The organism is Oceanicola sp. 502str15, from assembly GCF_024105635.1.
Classification (GTDB): Bacteria; Pseudomonadota; Alphaproteobacteria; order Rhodobacterales; family Rhodobacteraceae; genus Vannielia.
The window spans coordinates 1,159,422-1,174,252 of the sequence record NZ_WYDQ01000001.1 but is presented as its reverse complement, the minus strand read 5'-3'; the positions used below and the strand labels follow the sequence as shown (position 1 = coordinate 1,174,252).

The 14,831-nt window shown below is 67.3% G+C and carries 13 protein-coding genes and 1 tRNA gene; 5 read left to right on the top strand and 9 right to left on the bottom strand.

Translation table 11 applies throughout. From position 1 onward, the window contains the following. Window positions 1-88: 88 nt before the first annotated feature. Window positions 89-817, top strand: a complete 729-nt coding sequence (locus tag GTH22_RS05595) for an RlmE family RNA methyltransferase (RefSeq protein WP_252943788.1) — start codon at window positions 89-91, stop codon at window positions 815-817. 54 nt (window positions 818-871) lie between these two features. Next, entirely contained in the window at window positions 872-2,461 is a 1,590-nt protein-coding gene (locus GTH22_RS05590) for an AMP-binding protein (protein WP_252943787.1), read from the top strand. On the opposite strand, the gene GTH22_RS05585 is transcribed toward GTH22_RS05590, so the two are convergent. Both GTH22_RS05585 and guaA read right to left on the bottom strand, forming a co-directional pair. Continuing rightward, window positions 2,458-3,375 (bottom strand): glycosyltransferase, encoded by a 918-nt coding sequence (locus GTH22_RS05585; protein WP_252943786.1) that lies wholly within the window; start codon window positions 3,373-3,375, stop codon window positions 2,458-2,460. The two genes, GTH22_RS05590 and GTH22_RS05585, sit on opposite strands and share 4 nt — an antisense overlap. 233 nt (window positions 3,376-3,608) lie before the next feature. Continuing rightward, window positions 3,609-5,192, bottom strand: a complete 1,584-nt coding sequence (gene guaA / locus GTH22_RS05580) for a glutamine-hydrolyzing GMP synthase (RefSeq protein ID WP_252947583.1) — start codon at window positions 5,190-5,192, stop codon at window positions 3,609-3,611. 185 nt (window positions 5,193-5,377) lie between these two features. Between guaA and GTH22_RS05575 the strand changes: the two genes are divergently transcribed. Next, window positions 5,378-6,934, top strand: a complete 1,557-nt coding sequence (locus GTH22_RS05575; RefSeq protein WP_252943785.1) for a trimethylamine methyltransferase family protein — start codon at window positions 5,378-5,380, stop codon at window positions 6,932-6,934. A 19-nt stretch (window positions 6,935-6,953) separates the two neighbouring features. Here the strand turns inward: GTH22_RS05575 and GTH22_RS05570 are convergent, their stop codons facing one another. Then, the gene (locus GTH22_RS05570; protein ID WP_252943784.1) at window positions 6,954-7,286 is read right to left on the bottom strand and encodes a DUF6477 family protein; all 333 of its coding nucleotides are present in this window, start codon (window positions 7,284-7,286) and stop codon (window positions 6,954-6,956) included. Between the two features lie 228 nt (window positions 7,287-7,514). Between GTH22_RS05570 and GTH22_RS05565 the strand changes: the two genes are divergently transcribed. Beyond that, entirely contained in the window at window positions 7,515-8,651 is a 1,137-nt protein-coding gene (locus tag GTH22_RS05565; protein ID WP_371928383.1) for a DUF6456 domain-containing protein, read from the top strand. A gap of 148 nt (window positions 8,652-8,799) precedes the next feature. After that, window positions 8,800-9,714 (top strand): hydrogen peroxide-inducible genes activator, encoded by a 915-nt coding sequence (locus tag GTH22_RS05560; RefSeq protein ID WP_252943782.1) that lies wholly within the window; start codon window positions 8,800-8,802, stop codon window positions 9,712-9,714. A gap of 116 nt (window positions 9,715-9,830) precedes the next feature. Here the strand turns inward: GTH22_RS05560 and GTH22_RS05555 are convergent, their stop codons facing one another. From GTH22_RS05555 to plsX, 6 genes are all read right to left on the bottom strand, one after another. Then, the gene (locus GTH22_RS05555; protein WP_252943780.1) at window positions 9,831-10,916 is read right to left on the bottom strand and encodes a 2'-deoxycytidine 5'-triphosphate deaminase; all 1,086 of its coding nucleotides are present in this window, start codon (window positions 10,914-10,916) and stop codon (window positions 9,831-9,833) included. A 67-nt stretch (window positions 10,917-10,983) separates the two neighbouring features. Continuing rightward, a tRNA-Pro gene (locus GTH22_RS05550) sits at window positions 10,984-11,060 on the bottom strand. Between the two features lie 77 nt (window positions 11,061-11,137). After that, entirely contained in the window at window positions 11,138-12,166 is a 1,029-nt protein-coding gene (locus GTH22_RS05545) for a MerR family transcriptional regulator (RefSeq protein WP_252943778.1), read from the bottom strand. A gap of 75 nt (window positions 12,167-12,241) precedes the next feature. After that, on the bottom strand, window positions 12,242-12,544 hold the full coding sequence (gene ihfA / locus GTH22_RS05540; protein ID WP_252943776.1) for an integration host factor subunit alpha: 303 nt from the start codon (window positions 12,542-12,544) through the stop codon (window positions 12,242-12,244). 192 nt (window positions 12,545-12,736) lie between these two features. Next, window positions 12,737-13,711, bottom strand: coding sequence for a beta-ketoacyl-ACP synthase III (locus GTH22_RS05535; protein ID WP_252943775.1), 975 nt, complete (start codon window positions 13,709-13,711; stop codon window positions 12,737-12,739). A gap of 18 nt (window positions 13,712-13,729) precedes the next feature. Further along, window positions 13,730-14,824, bottom strand: coding sequence for a phosphate acyltransferase PlsX (plsX, locus tag GTH22_RS05530; RefSeq protein ID WP_252943774.1), 1,095 nt, complete (start codon window positions 14,822-14,824; stop codon window positions 13,730-13,732). Window positions 14,825-14,831 lie beyond the last annotated feature (7 nt).

The window sequence follows — 14,831 nt, the reverse complement described above, 5'->3', positions numbered from 1 at the left end:
CACCGACCCTACCTCCCGCCTGTAGGGCGGGTGAGACCCACCAACCGACGATGCTTGCACCAACCGGAACTCCACGCTAACCCGCAGCATGGCAAAGAAACCCACAGGAAAAAACAGCTCCGGACGGGGCATGCGCGACCTTCGAGTGAAGGTGAAATCCGCGCGCGGCCGCAAGCTGTCCTCCACCCTCTGGCTCGAGCGCCAGCTGAACGACCCCTACGTCCAGCGCGCCAAGAAAGAGGGCTACCGGGGCCGCGCCGCCTTCAAGATCATGGAGCTGGACGACAAGTATCGCTTTCTCGTTCCCGGCGCCCGCGTGGTCGACCTCGGCTGCGCGCCCGGCGGCTGGTGCCAGGTGGCCGTGCCCCGCATCAACGCGCTCGGCGAGCGGGCCGGCAAGGCCCAGGGCCGGATCATCGGCGTCGATCTTCAGGAGGTCGAGCCGATCGCCGGGGCCGAGCTGCATGTGCTTGATTTCATGGAAGACGGGGCCGACGATGAGGTGAAGGCCTGGCTCGGCGGCCCGGCCGATGTGGTGATGTCCGACATGGCCGCCGCCTCCTCGGGTCACAAGCAGACCGACCACCTGCGCATCATCGCCCTCTGCGAAGCCGCCGCCTACCTCGCCTTCGACGTGCTCGCGCCGGGCGGCACCTTCGTCGCCAAGGTTCTCGCCGGCGGGGCCGAGGGCGAGCTGCAAAAGCTGCTCAAGCAGCGCTTCGCCAAGGTCGCCAACGTCAAGCCCGGCGCCAGCCGCGCTGACAGCTCCGAAAAATTCGTCGTCGCCACCGGCTTCAAGGCCCCCGAGGCCGACTGACCCCCTTTTCCTCCGTCGCCGCTGCGGGCATCGTGGCGGCCGGGAGGACATGCGATGATCGACACAGAAGGGCGCAGCATAGGCGCGGTCTTTGCCGAGGCGGCTGGGCGTTGGCCCGAGGCCGAGTTTCTGCTGGCCCCCGATGGCCCGAGCCTCACCTACGCCGAGACCCAAAAGGCCGTATCGGAGGCCGCCGCCGGGCTCACCGCCGCAGGCTACGGCATGGGCCACCGCATCGCCGTCTGCCTCGGCACCTGCCCGGCGCATTACATCCTCAAACTGGCGATGAACCAGCTCGGCATCTCCTTCGTGCCAATCAACCCCGATTACCGCCCCGGCGAGCTGGCCTACGTCCTGCAAGACTCCGCCGCCGCCCTCATCCTCGCCAGCCCCGACCATGCGCCCCTCGCGCAAGCCGCCATGTCGGAAATGGAAAACCCGCCCCTTTTCAGCACCTTCGAGCGCACTCTTGATCTCCCGCAGGCAGCCTCCGCACCGCGCCCGGATGTGATCACACCCCAGAGCGAGGCCAGCCTGCTCTATACCTCCGGCACCACCGGCCGCCCCAAGGGCTGCATCCTCAGCCACGACTACGAGCTGCTGATGGGCGCCAGCTACATCCGCCCGCGCGGCGCCATGGCCATCACCGGGGCCGACCGCGTGTTCAACCCGCTGCCCGCCTTCCACGTCAACGCCGGGGTGCTCACCTTCTTCGGCGTCATGATCGTCGGCGCCGCGCTGATCCAGCCCTCCCGCTTTTCCGCCTCCCGCTTCTGGGAAGACTGCACCCAGACCCGCGCCACCGTGTTCCACTACCTCGGCGTGGTGATCTCGGTGCTGATGGCCGACAAGGCCGCCGACCGCAGCCGCCTCGGCACCCTGCGTGCGGGTCTCGGGGCCGGGGTGGAGCCTGCCCTGCATCTCGGTTTCGAGGAACGCTTCGGCATCCCCCTCGTCGAACTCTGGGGCATGACCGAAATGTGCCGCGTCCTGTCGATGGAAGAGGAGCCCCGCCACCCCCACACCCGCGCCATGGGCCGCCCCCGCGCCGATCTCGAGGTGCAGGTCTGGGACGACAGCGGCAAGCGCGTCGCCCCCGGCACCCCCGGCGAAATGGTCATCCGCCACTCCGCCGCCACCCCCAAACGCGGCTTCTTCTCCGGCTACCTCAACAAGCCCGAGGCCACCGAAGAGGCTTGGAAGGGCGGCTGGTTTCATACCGGCGATACCGTCGAGATGGATGAAGAAGGCGTCATAACCTTCGTGGATCGCAAGAAAAACATTATCCGAAGGGCAGGGGAGAACATCGCCGCCGCCGAGGTCGAAAACGTGCTCTTCGAGCACCCCGCCGTCGAGAACGTGGCCGTCGTGCCATGCCCCGACGAAACCCGCGAAGAAGAGGTGCTCGCCGCCATCCGCCTCGCCCCCGGCCATGCGCCCACCGCCGAAACCGCGCAAGCCATCTTCGCCGCCGCCTTCGCCCGCATGGCCTATTACAAGCCCCCGGGCTGGGTGCTCTTCGTCGAGGAAATCCCGGTCACCGGCACCCAGAAAGTCCAGAAACACGCCCTCTTCGCCCCCGGCGAAGACCCGCGCGCCCGCCCGGGCATCCACGACCTAAGGCACCTGAAGAAACGCGGCTAACGTTCTAGCATTTCAGAGATATCCGGCCCCAGGCACCTCAGCGCCGGCACCATCGCCCTGCGGTAGCGCTCCAGCGCGTCCAGCTTCATCCAGTCCTGCGGGGCCGGAATGTCGCGCCATGGCTTGGCGGACCCCACGTAGTGAAACAGCCCCGGCGCCGCCCGCGCCGCCGCATGAGCTTTGCGCTGCGCCCGGCTGAGCGGCCGCTTGTCGGATTTCGCATTGCCCCACAACAGGTTCCATGCCGGCGCAAGATGGGTGATCCGCCCCTTCATCACGTGGTTGATCCAGTCCTGATCCGCAAAATGCGTCTGGTGCTCCGCCCGAAACCGCAGCGCCGCCGCCAGATCGGCCAGCTCGGCAAAGATCGCCTCATGCGCCGGGTCGCCCCCCTCCAGCACCAGAACGCCGGTGTTCACGTAGCTCGCCCCGTCCAGCAGCGGCTCCATCCGGGCGATATGGGCAAACCAGGGCAGGGTGCGCCGAAACAGCCCCCGGCTGCGATGGGCATGCCAGCGCTCCACCGGATAATCTCGCACCGCGCCCATCGGCCTGCCGCCGAGGTCGGCCTGGTGCAGCGCAATGATATCGTCGCAGATCAGCGTGTCCCCATCGAGGTAGATCACCCGCCGCCCCAGCAGTCCTGGCAGGAAAAGCCGCCCATAGGTCGCCGCCGTCCAATGCTGCTCGGCCTCGATCGCGGGCAGCTCCAACCGGGCGCTGTGCAGCCGCGCCTGCGGAAACTCCGCCCGCAGCCTGTCGAGCGGGCGCTCGATCCCCGTCACCTCCCCGAGATGAAACACATGCACCTCCACCGGTCCCTTCCGATGGCTCAACAGCGAATGGAGAGACACCAGCGTCGGCGCCAGAAACCCTGCGTCGCAGACATAGGCCACGGTCGGGGTGTCGGTCATCTCCATCGGGCGATGACCGCAATGACAGGAAAACGGGGCCGCATGGCCACCGGAAATGCGGGCGCAACGCGCCGCTTGCTGCAGGGCAAATCAATTGACTTTCAATAGGTTGCGGAAAAATGCTCAACCATGAAAACACATGCGGGCGTAAATGCCCGAAAACGCTGGAACAAGATGCAAACTGTCTTCAACTCTGGAGCAGCCCGCGCATCAGGTCAATGCGCGGCGCAGGCTCACTCCCACTCGATGGTCCCCGGAGGCTTCGAGGTGATGTCGTAGGTCACCCGGTTGATCCCCGGCACCTCGTTGATGATCCGCGTCGCGGTTTCGCCCAGGAACTCGTGGGTGAACGGATAATAATCCGCCGTCATCCCGTCGACGCTGGTGACCGCCCGCAGCGCGCAGGCATAATCATAGGTCCGCCCGTCGCCCATCACCCCCACCGTGCGCACCGGCAGGATCGCCACAAAGGCCTGCCAGATCTCGTCGTAAAGCCCGTGTTTGCGGATCTGGTCGATATAGACCGCATCCGCCTCGCGCAGAATGTCGAGCTTGGCGGTGGTGATCTCGCCGGGGCAGCGGATCGCAAGGCCCGGCCCGGGGAAGGGGTGGCGCCCGATGAAGCTGTCGGGCAGGCCCAGCTCTCGGCCCAGCGCGCGCACCTCGTCCTTGAACAGCTCACGCAGCGGCTCGACCAGCTTCAGCCCCATCTTCTCGGGCAGCCCGCCCACGTTGTGGTGGCTCTTGATCGTCACCGAAGGCCCGCCGGAAAAGCTGACGCTCTCGATCACATCCGGGTAGAGCGTGCCCTGCGCCAGATAAGCCACGCCGGTGATCTCGTCGGCATGTTTCTGGAACACGTCAATGAACAGGCGGCCAATGATCTTTCTCTTTGTCTCAGGGTCACTTACGCCCTCAAGTTCACCCAGAAACAGCTTCGCCTCATCGGCATGTATAAGCGGCAGGTTATAATGCTCGCGGAACATGCTCACCACCTCGGCGGCCTCGTCCTTGCGCATCAGCCCGTGGTCGACGAACACGCAGGTCAGCTGCTCGCCGATCGCCTCGTGGATCAGCACGGCCGCCACCGAAGAATCCACCCCGCCCGACAGCGCGCAGATCACCTTGGCATCGCCCACCTGCTCGCGGATCTTGGCCACCGCCTCCTCGCGGTAGGCCCCCATGGTCCAGTCGCCGGCAAACCCGGCCAGCTTCACGAAATTCTGGTAGAGCGTCGCGCCATTCGGGGTGTGATGCACCTCGGGATGGAACTGCACCGCATAAAAGTTGCGCGCCACATCCCCGGTGATCGCAAAAGGCGCGTTGGGCGAGGTGCCATAGACCTCGAAGCCCGGCGCCAGCTTGCTCACATGGTCGCCATGGCTCATCCACACCTGCTCTGGCCCCTCGAGGAACCAGCCCTGCAACAGGTCGATCCGCGCCTCCGAGGGCGTCACCTTGGCGCGGCCAAACTCCGCCGTGCCGCCGCCGCCCGAGATCTTGCCGCCTTCGACCTTGCCGCCAAGGTCCTCCATCATCGCCTGCTGGCCATAGCAGATGCCGAGGATCGGCACGCCAAGCTCGTAGACGCTGGCCGGGGGCCGGGGCGAGCCTGTCCGGGTCACCGAGTCCGGCCCGCCCGAAAAGATCACCGCCTTGGGGGCGAACTCGGCCAGAAAGGCGTCATCCACCGTGTTGAACGGGTGGATCTCGCAATAGACGTTCAGCTCGCGCAGACGGCGCGCGATGAGCTGCGTCACCTGGCTGCCGAAGTCGATGATGAGAAGGCGCTCGTGGTGGCGCTCGGGATGGATCATGCTCATGGGCTCAGGCAATATTGCCCCAGCCCAGCCCGCGCAAGCCCCGTAGGGCGGGACTTGTCCCGCCATGGCCCCGCACATGTCGCTTTTCCCCCCGAGGCGGCGCAATCCGGCCTCGCTGTGCCCAATTCATCCGCTATCAGGCTGCAAAGGCATGCGTTTTTGCGGGAAAGGAATCGCATATGGTCGAAGCGGCGGCAGAGGGCAGGCGGCGCGGGCGGGGCGGTGGCGGAGCCGCGCGTCGGGCCGAGCGCACCGGGATGAAGATCGAGGCGGCCAGGTTCATCACCCGCGCCATCCCCAATCTCGACATTCTCAACGAGGAGGCGCTTGAGATCATCGAGCACAACGCCGAGATCGTGCTTGAAGAGATCGGCGTCGCCTTCGTCGAAAACCCCGCCGCGCTGGCCCGCTGGCGCGAGGCCGGGGCCACCATCGAGGGCGAGCGGGTGCATATCCCCCGCGGCCTTGCCCGCAAGCTCTGCGAAACCGCCCCCGGCCAGTTCACGCAAATCGCCCGCAACCCCGAGCGCAACGTCGAGATCGGCGGCAAGAACCTCGTGCTCGCCCCGGTCTACGGCCCCCCCTTCGTGCGCGACAATTCCGGCGGCCGCCGCTACGCCACCATGGCCGACTTCGATAACTTCGTGAAACTCGGCTACATGTCCAAATGGCTGCACCACTCCGGCGGCACCGTCTGCGAACCCACCGACATCCCCGTCGCCAAGCGCCATCTCGACATGCTGATGAGCCACATCACCCTGTCCGACAAACCCTTCATGGGCTCCGTCACCGAGCCCTCCCGCGCGGTCGACAGCGTCGCCATGGCCGAAATCCTCTTCGGCGGCCTCGAAGGCGGGCTGAACGGGCGCTGCGCGATGACCTCGCTGATCAACATCAACTCGCCGCTCACCTTCGATTCGGTGATGATGGGCGCGCTCGAGGCCTATGCCGAGGCCGGGCAGGCCTGCATCATCTCCCCCTTCATCGTCGGCGGCGCCATGGCGCCGGTCTCGGTGGCGGGCACGCTCACGCAGGTTCTGGCCGAGGTCATGGCCGGCGTGGCCTACTCCCAACTCGTCAAACCGGGCGCGCCGGTGATCTTCGGCGCCTTCGTCACCTCGATCGACATGAACTCCGGCGCCCCCACCTTCGGCACCCCCGAAGCCAGCCAAGTAACCTATGGCGCGGGCCAACTCGCCCGCCGCATGGGCCTGCCGTTCCGCTCCGCGGGCAGCTTCAACGGCTCCAAGCTCCCCGATGCCCAGGCCGCCTATGAAACCTCGAACTCGCTGAACATGGGCCTGCTCTCGGGCGTCAACTTCATGCTCCACGCCTGCGGCTGGCTCGAAGGCGGCCTCGTCTCCTCCTACGAGAAGTTCGTGATGGACGCCGACCAGCTCGGCATCCTCCACCGCCTCGCGGCCCCGGTGCCGGTGGATGACAACGGCCAGGCCATGGACGCCCTGCGCGAGGTCGGCCCCGGCGGCCACTACCTCGGCTGCGCCCATACCCAGGCCAACTACAAAACCGCGTTCTGGAAATCCGAAGTGCTCGACTACAAGCCCTTCGAGACCTGGGAAGAGGAGGGCGGGCGCGACACCGCAACCCTCGCCTCCGAACGCGTGAGCAAACTGCTCGCCGCCTACGAGGCCCCGGCGCTCGATCCCGGCACGCGCGAAGAGCTCGAGGCCTTCATCGCCAAGCGCAAGGAGGTGCTGCCCGACGCGATGGCATAGGGCAGCGCCACATCGGCCCCTAGTGCTCCACCGGGGCCTGCGGCAGCAGGCGGGCCTCGGCCAGAAGCGCGATCATCACCTCGACGTGGCGGATGACCGAATAGGTCGACAGGCCGTGCTGCCGGCCTTCCTCCATCTCCGCCTCGGTCTCGATCAGGTCGCGCACCGCCCGCGTCGGGGCGGGCAGGGTGGCCACCCGCATGATCCGCTTCAGATCCCGGCTGCGCGAGTAGTCGGCAAGCCCCAGCCTCGCGGCCCGAATCAACAGCTTGGGCCGGCGGATGCCCCCCAGCGGCCCCTGCGCCTTGCGGGCCTGGTGCCCGCCGATCGTGATGTTTGGTGCGTCGGTCATGTGAAAAACTCCCAGATGTGAGGGCCTCAGCCTCGCACAACCTAAACGGGTGTTGCGCAATCTCCGATTGAGCGAGCGCAACGTCAGGGATTTTTCATGAATTTTAGACAAATCTTGTTTTCACGACGCATTGTTAACTTCTGAGTAACTAATTCTTCTCTAGGTTGAGCTGGCTGGAGTACATTTATACCGCCGATTGGCCTGAGGGGATTGGGACAGATGACCGGGATTGACGGAGATATGGAGCCCTCCAAAGCCGTGCCCCAATGGGTGCCCAGAAGCGCCCTGCACTACCTGAAACACACCGAAGCGGGCCAGAGCATACGCGGCCTTGCGCGGATGGAAGGGGTACATGCCTCGACCATACTCAGGCAGATCAGGCGGTTTGAACAGCGTCGTGACGATCCGCTTGTCGATGAGGCGCTCGCGCGTCTCGGGCAGGCACATTTCATGCACCACGACGCCACGGGCCAGCCCCGGGCCGCCAAGGAGACCCTGTCCATGAGCCGCCACTTCACCCCCGACCGCAAGATCTGTGACGAAACCACCGTGGCCCGCGAGGGCCGCCGCATCCTGCGCCGCCTCTGCGAAAGCGGCGCCGTGCTCGCCGTCGCCGCCGACCTCGAAAAGGCCGCCGTCGTGCGCAGCCTCGCCGATGGCCGCTCCACCCGCACCGCCGTGGTCGACCGCGAGGTCGCCCAGGCCTTCGCCCTCAAGGAGTGGATCGCCCTGCGCAAGCCGGGCCGCGTCGCAAGCTACACCATCACCGCCACCGGCCGCGCCGCGCTCAAGCGGATGCTGGCCGAGACCGAAGGGGCAGGGGGCGGCGCGCGTGGCTTCGCCGAGGCCATGACCCCCTTCGCCCTCCAGCACGCCGAGATGGAAGAGGCCGACGCCGGCGAAGACCGTCCCCGCAAGCTGCGCTACAACCGCGCCGAAAGCCCGGTCACGGCCCTGTCGCGGCGGCGCGAGAAGGATGGCAAACCCTTCCTCTCCGCCGATCTCGTCGCCGCCGCCGAGCGCCTGCGCGAAGACTTCGAGATGGCCCAGATGGGTCCGCGCGTTGCCCAGAACTGGGACAACTTCCTCACCGGCGGCACCCGCGGCCAGTTCCAGTCCGCCTCCGGCCCCGCCAACGGCCCCGCCGCCAGCCGCGCCCGGGTGGCCGGCGCGCTGCGCGATCTCGGGCCGGGGCTGGGCGACATGGTGCTGCGCTGCTGCTGCTTCCTCGAAGGGCTGGAAGCGACCGAAAAGCGCATGGGTTGGTCGGCCCGCTCCGGCAAGATCGTGCTGCGGATCGCGCTGCAACGCCTCAAGCGCCACTACGAAGAGACCCACGGCCCCGAAGCCCACATGATCGGCTGACCCCGGCAGCGGGTGCACGCTGGGGGCGCGCACCCGCCTGAGGCCGCCCATTGCGGCGCAGCCTCATCCCGTTGCGGTCGCGCCCATCTCGCCGATCCGCGACATAATTGGAAGTTGCATTCTTTCCGCGTTCCGATTAGCTGCCCTTATGAATCTCACCCTCCGCCAGCTCCGCTCCTTCGCCGCCCTCGCCGACACCGGCAGCTTCGTCGGCGCCGCCGAGGTGGTGCATGTCTCCCAACCCGCCCTCAGCCAGCAGATCAAGGAGATGGAGGCCCAGACCGGCTTCCGCCTCGTCGAGCGCCAGCCCCGCCGCGCGGTGCTCACTCCGGCCGGCCACGAGCTTCTCGGCCACGCCCGCACCGTGCTCGCGGCAATGGATACGCTCGAACAGGCCGCCCGCTGGCGCGACGGCCTCGGCGGGCGGCTCTCGCTCGGCGTCATCCCCACCGTCGCCCCCTACCTCCTGCCCGTGGCCCTGCCGCTGATCCGCTCGCGCAACCTCGGCCTCGAACTCCAGGTCCGCGAAAGCCAGACCGACCCGGTGCTCGACGCGCTTGAATCCGGCCGCCTCGACGCCGCCGTGGTCGCGCTGCCCTCGGGCCGCCCCGGGCTGATCGAGGAGCCGCTGTTCGAAGATCGCTTCCTGCTCGCCGGCAATGCCGCCACGCTCGCAGGGCAGGGCGCCGGCATCCGCCCCGACGCGCTCGACCCCGACCGCCTGCTGCTGCTCGAAGAGGGCCACTGCCTTGCCGATCAGGCACTCGAGGTCTGCGCCCTGCGCCGCGCCGACACCCGCGTCGACCTCGGCGCCTCCTCGCTGGCCACACTGGCCGGGCTGGTGGCCGAGGGCTTCGGCTTCACCTTCCTGCCCGAACTCGCCGCCGCCTCCGAACTCGCCGCCTCTCCCAAGCTCGCCCTGCGCCGCTTCTCCGCCCCCGAACCCTCCCGTCGCCTCGGCCTGCTGCGCCGCCGCACCGCCACCGACGACGGCTGGTTCACCGCCCTCGCAGACCTCCTGCGCGACGCCGGCCGCTCCCGGCTCGCAGAGGTGCCGATCTAGGCGCAACTGCTTAATTTTCTTGCTGAAAATACTCAACCCGACAGCGCCACCCGGCACCACACCGGCGCAGGCTCACGCCGCCAGCCCCCCCGTAGGTCGGGACTTGTCCCGACGTGCTAGACGCGGAAATGCTTCGACAGCTTCAGCCCCTGGCCCTGATAATTCGAGGCAATCTCGGCACCATAGAGCCGCTCGGGCCGCTCGGCCATGTGCTCATACACCAGCCGCCCCACAACCTGCCCGTGCTCCAGCACGAAAGGCGCCTCGTGGCAGCGCACCTCCAGCACCCCCCGGCTCCCGGCACCGCCCGCCTCGGCATGGCCGAATCCGGGGTCGAAGAACCCCGCGTAATGCACCCGAAATTCGCCCACCAGCGCCAGATAGGGCGCCATCTCGGCTGCATACATCGGCGGAATCGTCACCGCCTCGCGGCTGACAAGGATGTAAAACGCCCCGGGATCGAGGATGATCCGCCCCTCATCGGTCTCGATCCGCTCCCAGAACTCCGCCGCCGGATATTCCCCGATCCGGTCAAGGTCGATGATCCCGGTGTGCGGCTTGGCGCGATAGCCCACCAGCCCGCCCGGCCCGGGCCGCAGATCGACCGAAAACCCCAGCCCCTCCGAAATCACCGCCGCGCCGCCATCCACCAGCGGCACCTCGCCGTGCAGCGCCCGCAGCGCCGCGTCATCCAGCACCGCCTGGCCCCGGCGAAACCGCAGCTGGTTCAGCCGCATCCCCGGCCGCACCAGCACCGAAAAGCTGCGCGGGCAGATCTCGGCATAAAGCGGCCCCTCGTAGCCCGCCGGCACCCGGTCAAACTCCACGCCCTCGTCGGTGACAAGCCGCGTCAGCAGGTCCAGCCGCCCGGTCGAACTCTTGGCGTTGGCCACCGCCGTCAGCCCCGCCTCAAGGCTCAGGCTCTCCATCAGCGGCACCAAATACACGCAGCCCTTCTCCAGAACCGCGCCCTGCTCCAGCGAAACCTCATGCATCCCGAACTCTGCAAGCCGCTCCGCCACACTCGCGCCCTTGCCCGGCAAAAACGAGGCACGGACCCGGTAAGCCACGGTTCCCAAACGCAAATCAAGGCTCGCGGGCTGGATCTGGGCAGAGGTCACCTCGGGCGTACCCCGCAGGGCCCCCCGCGCAATCATCGCCGCAATCGCCTGTCCGGGCAGCACACCCAAGGGCTCGTTCATCCGCACTGGCTCCCCTTCATGCAACAACGCCCGCAACCCTCTCGGGTGCGGGCGGTGATGAAACTTTTGGTCGGGCTAGCAGGACTCGAACCTACGACCTTCCGTCCCCCAGACGGACGCGCTACCAGACTGCGCCATAGCCCGACGTTCGGGCTTTTTAGACGATTCTGCGGACCATGCAAGGGGAGATCGGGGCGGGTTCGAAGGCAGCGGCGCGGGCCTCAGCCCATCCGCGCCCGCAAGGCCCGCAAGCGGTCGTAAAGCGGGCGAAGCTGGTCGCCGTCCAGCGCCTCCTGCGGCGTCGCCTCAGCGGCGCTCTCGTCAGGCGCGGGCGCTTGCGGGGCAGGCGGAGCAGGGGGCACGAAGGCCACCGGCTCGCTGGCCTCCTCCTCCTGCGGCGCAGGGGCACGGTCAGGCATCTCCGCCGCGCCCACACCCGCAAACCTGTGATCTTCCGGCTCCGGCTCGGCTTCCGCGTCCGCCTCATCCACCATTTCCGCCCCGGTTAGCGGCAAGGGCCCCGGCGTCACCGGCGGAACCGTGGTTTCCCGCCCCGACATCGGCTTGCGAATGAAACTCGGCAGGCCCAGAGCCTCATCCTCCTCCGCCGGCGGCGCTGATTCCCCGGCCGCACTCTCGGGTTCGTCTGGCTCGGAGTCATCGGCAAAGAGATTCTCCACCGCCTCAACCGCATCCTCCGCCGTCTCGACCTCCACAGCCGGGGCAGGGGCCTCGCCCGTCATGTCCACCGCAGCCTCCGGCCCGTCGCGCAGAATATGCACCTCCGCAGCAGGTGCAGGCACCTCGCCGCTCACATCCACCGCGTCAAAATAGCCCTCCGGCTCCGGCTCCGCCGCAGGCGCAGGCGCCTCGCCGGTGATGTCCACCACCGCCGACTTCACCTCCGGCGCCACCTCGGCCACGGGTTCAACCGCTGCCTCCACCGCAGGCGCAGACGCCACCGCCTCCTCGCCATCCACCGGCGGCGACAGGTCGGCCACGGCCTTCACCCCGTTCTCCCGCAAAAACTTCTGTGCGCCCTTGATGGTCAGCCCGTCCTCATGCAGCAGCTTGCGGATCCCGCCCAGCAGCTCCATGTCGGCAGGCCGGTAATACCGCCGCCCGCCAGCCCGCTTCAGCGGCTTCACTTGGGTAAACTTGCTTTCCCAAAAGCGCAGAACATGGGTCTGAACGCCAAGCCAGTCGGCCACTTCGGAGATGGTGCGAAAGGCGTCAGGCGCTTTTCCCATGGGCTGTTGCCTCGCTCTTGTCCCTCGATCTCTCGCGCGCGCAATGCCTTCTAGGGCAGGGCCGCGCCTGCCGGCTTACTTGCGGTTTCCGTCCGCAACCCGGTCTTTCATCAGATGGCTGGGGCGGAAGGTCAGCACCCGGCGCGGGCTGATCGGCACTTCCTGCCCGGTCTTGGGGTTGCGCCCCACGCGGGCCGCCTTGTCGCGCACCGAAAACGTGCCAAAGGACGAGATCTTGACGCTCTCGCCCTTCACCAGGGCATCCGACATATGGGCCAGAACCGTTTCCACGAGCTGGGCGCTCTCGTTACGGCTGAGGCCCACCTCACGAAACACCGCTTCGCTCAGATCCATCCGCGTCAACGTCTTGCCGGCCATGTGTCGTCCCCCGTTGGTTTCGGGGGAGGATGGGGCAGAGGAATTTCCGAGTCAATATCAGCAGCTTGGAAGCTGCTGTTTATTCACCGTTTTTGGCTGATGCCGGCGTATGATGCGGGATTATGCACAGGTTTCGGCCCTGTGCGCGCCGCTTTGCGCGCCCCTCCGGGGTGAGTCGCGGCCTGCCCGTGGCTACCAGCGCAGCACCACCGAGCCCCAGGCCAGCCCGCCGCCGATCGCCTCGCAGACCACGATCTGCCCGGGCTGGATCTTGCCCTCCGCAACCCCGACCGACAGCGCCAGCGGGATCGAGGCGGCAGAGGTATTGCCGTGGTCCTGCACCGTCACAACCACCTTGTCCATCGACAGGCCCATCTTGCGGGCGGTGGCCGTGATGATCCGCAGGTTGGCCTGATGGGGCACCAGCCAGTCCACATCGGCATCGGTGAGCCCGGCCTTCTCCACCGCGGTATGCGCGGTGGCCGCCAGCTTCTCGACCGCATGGCGGAACACTTCCTTGCCTTCCATCCGCAAAAAGCCCGTGGTCCGCGTGGTCGACACCCCGCCATCCACGTAGAGCAGCTCGCGATAACGCCCGTCGCTGTTGAGATCTGTCGACAGAATCCCCCGGTCCGCAACCGTGCCCTCGCCCTCGGCGGCCTCCAGCACCAGCGCGCCCGCGCCATCGCCAAACAGCACCGCCGTCGCGCGGTCTTCCATGTCGAGCAGCCGCGAGAAGGTCTCGGCCCCGATCACCAGCACCCGCTTGGCCTGTCCGCCCAGAATGAGCCCCTGCGCGTTGGAAAGCGCAAAGACGAATCCCGCGCAGACCGCCTGGATGTCGAAGGCAAAGCCGTGCTGCATGCCCAGTTCGGCCTGCACCATGGTCGCGGCGGAGGGAAAGGTGAAATCGGGCGAGGAGGTCGCCACCACGATGGCATCTATGTCCGCCGGCTCCAGCCCGGCCTGCTTCAGCGCGGCCCTCGCGGCCTCTGCGGCCATCTGGCTGGTGGTCTCTCCCGGCGCGGCAAAATGACGGCGCTCGATGCCGGACCGCGACACGATCCACTCGTTCGTCGTATCCAAGCGCTCTTCAAACCAGGCATTCGGCACCACCCGCTCGGGCAGATAATGCCCGACGCCCCTTACAACGGCCCGAACCACCATGCTCTCAGATGCCTTTTCTCATTCGTTATGCGGCGCATCCTGCCCCGCGTGGCCCACACTTGCAAGGCGGGCGGCCAGACGCTCGCTGAAGCGGCTCTGGGCCAGGGTGAAGGCCAGTTTTATCGCCGCCGAAACGCCGGTGGCATCGGCTCCGCCATGGCTCTTCACCACGGTGCCGTTGAGGCCCAGAAACACGCCGCCGTTCACCCGGCGTGGGTCGATCCGCTTGTTGAGACGCTTCAGCGAGGTGAGCGCGAGCAGCGCGGCAAGCCGGCTGAGCGGGGTGTGCTTGAAGGCCTCGCGCAGGAACTGACCGATCAGCTTTGCGGTGCCTTCGCCGGTCTTCAGGGCGATGTTTCCGGTGAACCCGTCGGTCACGATCACGTCAACCCGGTCGCTCGGAATGTCGCCGCCCTCCACGAAGCCGATAAAGTCGAAGTCGTTCTTCGCGGCGGCATCCTCGATCAGGTCATGGGCCACCTTCAGCTCGGCGCGGCCCTTGTGCTCCTCGGTGCCCACGTTCAGCAGGCCCACCCGCGGCCGGCTCAGGCCCATGCCGTTGCGGGCATAGCTCATGCCCATAAGCGCATATTGCAACAGGTCCTGCTGGTCGGCCCGAATGTCGGCGCCCACGTCGAGCATGATGTTGAAGCCCTGAGGGTTGCGCGAGGGCCAGAGGCAGGCAATGGCGGGGCGGTTCACGCCCTCGATCTTGCGCAGCCGCAGCATCGACACGGCCATCAGGGCGCCAGTGTTGCCGCAGCTCACCGCCACCGAGGCCTCGCCCTTTTCCACCGCCTGAATGGTCGACCACATCGAGGTGTCCTTGCCATGGCGCATCACATGGCTCGGCTTGTCGTCCATCCGCACAACGCCCGTGGCATCGCGGATCACCACCCGGCTCGCCAGCCTGCGCTTCTCCACGAGGGGGCGCAGCTCGGCGGCGGGGCCGTGCAGGATAAAGGCAATATCGGGATTCTTGGCAGCAGACTTCGCGATCCCGGCCACCACCGCGGCCGGGCCGGCATCGCCGCCCATCGCATCGACAGAAATAACAACCCGGCCCGAAAGGGCCGGGAGCTGAGGGGCATCGGATGGGGCGGCGTCACTCATGTCCGCG

Bases quoted from the DNA above. Each gene is read 5' to 3' on its own strand.
- GTH22_RS05570 (WP_252943784.1), bottom strand. From the start codon at position 7,286: ATGACCGACGCACCAAACATCACGATCGGCGGGCACCAGGCCCGCAAG.
- plsX (WP_252943774.1), bottom strand. From the start codon at position 14,824: ATGAGTGACGCCGCCCCATCCGATGCCCCTCAGCTCCCGGCCCTTTCG.
- GTH22_RS05575 (WP_252943785.1), top strand. From the start codon at position 5,378: ATGGTCGAAGCGGCGGCAGAGGGCAGGCGGCGCGGGCGGGGCGGTGGC.
- guaA (WP_252947583.1), bottom strand. From the start codon at position 5,192: ATGATCCATCCCGAGCGCCACCACGAGCGCCTTCTCATCATCGACTTC.
- GTH22_RS05555 (WP_252943780.1), bottom strand. From the start codon at position 10,916: ATGAACGAGCCCTTGGGTGTGCTGCCCGGACAGGCGATTGCGGCGATG.
- GTH22_RS05560 (WP_252943782.1), top strand. From the start codon at position 8,800: ATGAATCTCACCCTCCGCCAGCTCCGCTCCTTCGCCGCCCTCGCCGAC.
- GTH22_RS05535 (WP_252943775.1), bottom strand. From the start codon at position 13,711: ATGGTGGTTCGGGCCGTTGTAAGGGGCGTCGGGCATTATCTGCCCGAG.
- GTH22_RS05595 (WP_252943788.1), top strand. From the start codon at position 89: ATGGCAAAGAAACCCACAGGAAAAAACAGCTCCGGACGGGGCATGCGC.
- GTH22_RS05590 (WP_252943787.1), top strand. From the start codon at position 872: ATGATCGACACAGAAGGGCGCAGCATAGGCGCGGTCTTTGCCGAGGCG.
- GTH22_RS05545 (WP_252943778.1), bottom strand. From the start codon at position 12,166: ATGGGAAAAGCGCCTGACGCCTTTCGCACCATCTCCGAAGTGGCCGAC.
- ihfA (WP_252943776.1), bottom strand. From the start codon at position 12,544: ATGGCCGGCAAGACGTTGACGCGGATGGATCTGAGCGAAGCGGTGTTT.
- GTH22_RS05585 (WP_252943786.1), bottom strand. From the start codon at position 3,375: ATGACCGACACCCCGACCGTGGCCTATGTCTGCGACGCAGGGTTTCTG.